The sequence below is a fragment of the Rhodoferax sp. genome (assembly GCF_028688795.1).
Lineage (GTDB): Bacteria > Pseudomonadota > Gammaproteobacteria > Burkholderiales > Burkholderiaceae_C > Rhodoferax.
Genome location: NZ_JAQTXM010000097.1, coordinates 1 through 2,786 on the forward strand (window position 1 = coordinate 1; position 2,786 = coordinate 2,786).

Consider the following 2,786-nt stretch of genomic DNA (forward strand, 5'->3'; position numbering starts at 1 on the left):
GGTTTACTCTGACGAAAAATGGGGGTAAATCAGGCAAGAATGCCAGATTCGAATGGAGTTTGGACATGCAATATTTCGTCACAGGAGCTACCGGGTTTATTGGCAAACGACTGGTCAAAAAATTACTGGGGCGCAAAGGTGCCGTGGTGTATTTTTTGATCCGCAAAGACAGCGAGGGCAAAGTCAAAGCATTGCGAGAGTTTTGGGCAGCCAGTGCGGCACGGGTGATTCCGGTGTTTGGCGATTTGACCAGCCCCAAACTCGGCGTTTCGGCTGATGTGGCCAAACAACTCAAAGGCAACATTGATCATTTCTACCATCTGGCCGCGATTTATGACCTGGGCGCAGATGAGGCCAACCAGATTGAAGTGAACGTGGATGGCACGCGCAATACGATTGAACTGGCCAAGGCCTTGAATGCCGGGTATTTCCACCATGTGAGCTCCATCGCTGCGGCCGGTTTGTACGAGGGTGTTTTCCGCGAGGACATGTTTGACGAAGCAGAGAACTACGATCACCCATACTTCATGACCAAACATGAAAGCGAGAAGATTGTTCGTACCGAGTGCAAAGTGCCCTGGTCGGTGTACCGCCCAGCCATGGTGGTGGGCGACAGCAACACCGGTGAAATGGACAAGATTGACGGACCGTATTACTTTTTCAAATTGATCCAGCGCATGCGTCAGCTGCTGCCACCGTGGATGCCCTCCATTGGCCTGGAAGGCGGGCGAATCAACATTGTTCCGGTGGATTTTGTGGTGGATGCACTCAACGCCATCAGCCACCAAAATGGCATTGCCAGCCGTTGCTACCACCTGGTTGATCCGATTGGTTACCGTGTGGGTGATGTGCTGGACATTTTCAGCAAAGCCGCCCATGCGCCCAAGATGAATGTATTCGTCAATGCTGCCTTGCTCGGCTTTATTCCCCGCAGCGTGACCAAAGGCCTGATGGCGCTGGCCCCGGTGCGCCGGGTTCGCAACGCCATCATGAAAGACTTGGGTCTGCCAGAAGACATGCTGACCTTTGTCAACTACCCCACCCGTTTTGACTGTCGCGATACGCTGGCGGCGCTGAAAGGTACCGGAGTGGCTTGCCCGAACCTGAAAGATTACGCCTGGCGCTTGTGGGACTATTGGGAGCGCCATCTTGACCCCGCTTTGCACATTGACCATAGCCTGCGTGGCACGGTGGGCGGCAAGGTGGTGTTGGTCACCGGCGGTTCTTCAGGCATTGGCTTGGCTGCAGCCCACAAATTTGCGGAGGCAGGTGCGATCACCTTGATCTGCGGACGTGACCAGGAGAAGTTGGATGAGGCGTGCGCGCAGGCCAAAGCCAAAGGCTATCAGTTCATCGCCTATGCGGTGGACATTGCTGAATCTGAAGACTGCGCTAATTTTGTCAAGCAGGTCATCCAGACCCATGGTGGTGTGGACTTTTTGATCAACAACGCCGGGCGCTCTATCCGCCGCGCCATCGAGTCGAGCTACGACCGTTTTCATGATTACGAGCGCACCATGCAGCTCAACTACTTTGGCAGTTTGCGCGTCACCACCGGCTTTTTGCCCGGCATGGCGGCCAAACACAAAGGCCACGTGGTCAACATCAGCAGCATCGGTGTGCTGACCAATGCCCCCCGCTTCAGTGCCTATGTGGCCAGCAAGGCGGCACTGGATGCCTGGACGCGCTGCGCCAGCAGTGAGTTTGCCGATCAAGGCATCAGCTTCACCACCATCAACATGCCGCTGGTGCGCACCCCCATGATTGCACCAACCGGCCTGTACAACAACGTGCCCACCCTCAGCCCCGAAGAAGCAGCTGACATGATCGCGCAGGCCTGTATCTTCAAGCCGGTGCGCATCGCCACCCGATTGGGCATTACAGGTCAGGTTCTGCACGCTATTCTGCCGCGTGTGGCACAGATTGCGATGAATACCAGCTTCAGAATGTTCCCTGACTCATCTGCCGCCAAAGGAGCCAAGTCAGGCGACAAGATGGACAAACCCAAGTTGTCCGCCGAAGCGGTGGCGATGCAGCAGATGATGCGGGGGATACATTTTTAGGCGTGATACCATCCGTTCATCACATGAACAGATGAATGCAATGGCTTCCATTGCATTTGGAATCAATGCCTGAAGACCTATTGACTCATCAAGATACGCATCTCAAAGTTTTGCGTTTATTGGAAATCAACCCGCAGATGAATCAACGCGAGTTGGCTGCGGCGTTGGGGGTGAGCTTGGGCAAAACCAATTTTTGCCTGAAAGCGCTGCTTGATAAGGGCTTGCTGAAAGTGCACAACTTTCAAAACAACAAGCACAAATTAGCCTATGCCTATTTTTTGACACCCGCGGGTATTGCAGAAAAAACAACGCTAGCGAAGCGTTTTCTCCAGCACAAAGTTCAAGAATATGAGCAGCTCAGGGCTGAGATTGAATCATTGCAGCGTGAGGTTGACATTGGTGGCACACAGATGCCACTCTAAAAATTAAGAGTTGAAATATTCGGAATAAATCAGCCTCATACGCCATAAAAGCAAGCGTAAGCAGCTATTAAATTCATACCAGTCATCATGCAAAATTCTCAAATGAACACTCGTAAAGTTGCCCTCATCACAGGCATCACAGGCCAGGACGGCAGTTACCTGGCTGAGTTTTTGCTGGAAAAAGGCTACATCGTTCACGGCATCAAGCGCCGCGCCAGCTCCTTCAACACACAACGGGTAGATCACATCTTTCAAGACCCGCATATCGAAAACGCTCGCTTCAACTTGCACTATGGGGATT

3 protein-coding genes are annotated in these 2,786 nt (G+C 52.9%); all 3 read left to right on the forward strand.

The annotated features are described in order from the left end of the window. The first annotated feature begins 65 nt into the window (after nt 1-65). Nucleotides 66-2,063, forward strand: coding sequence for an SDR family oxidoreductase (locus tag PHQ58_RS23575; RefSeq protein WP_300116371.1), 1,998 nt, complete (start codon nt 66-68; stop codon nt 2,061-2,063). A gap of 35 nt (nt 2,064-2,098) precedes the next feature. Then, a complete protein-coding gene (locus PHQ58_RS23580; RefSeq protein WP_300116373.1) occupies nt 2,099-2,485 on the forward strand; it encodes a MarR family EPS-associated transcriptional regulator in 387 nt (128 codons plus the stop codon). A gap of 102 nt (nt 2,486-2,587) precedes the next feature. Further along, nucleotides 2,588-2,786, forward strand: a 199-nt coding sequence (locus PHQ58_RS23585; RefSeq protein WP_300116376.1) for a GDP-mannose 4,6-dehydratase, incomplete at its 3' end; no start/stop codon positions are given.

Coding starts and splice junctions, on each gene's coding strand:
- PHQ58_RS23580 (WP_300116373.1), top strand. CDS start 2,099: ATGCAATGGCTTCCATTGCATTTGGAATCAATGCCTGAAGACCTATTG.
- PHQ58_RS23575 (WP_300116371.1), top strand. CDS start 66: ATGCAATATTTCGTCACAGGAGCTACCGGGTTTATTGGCAAACGACTG.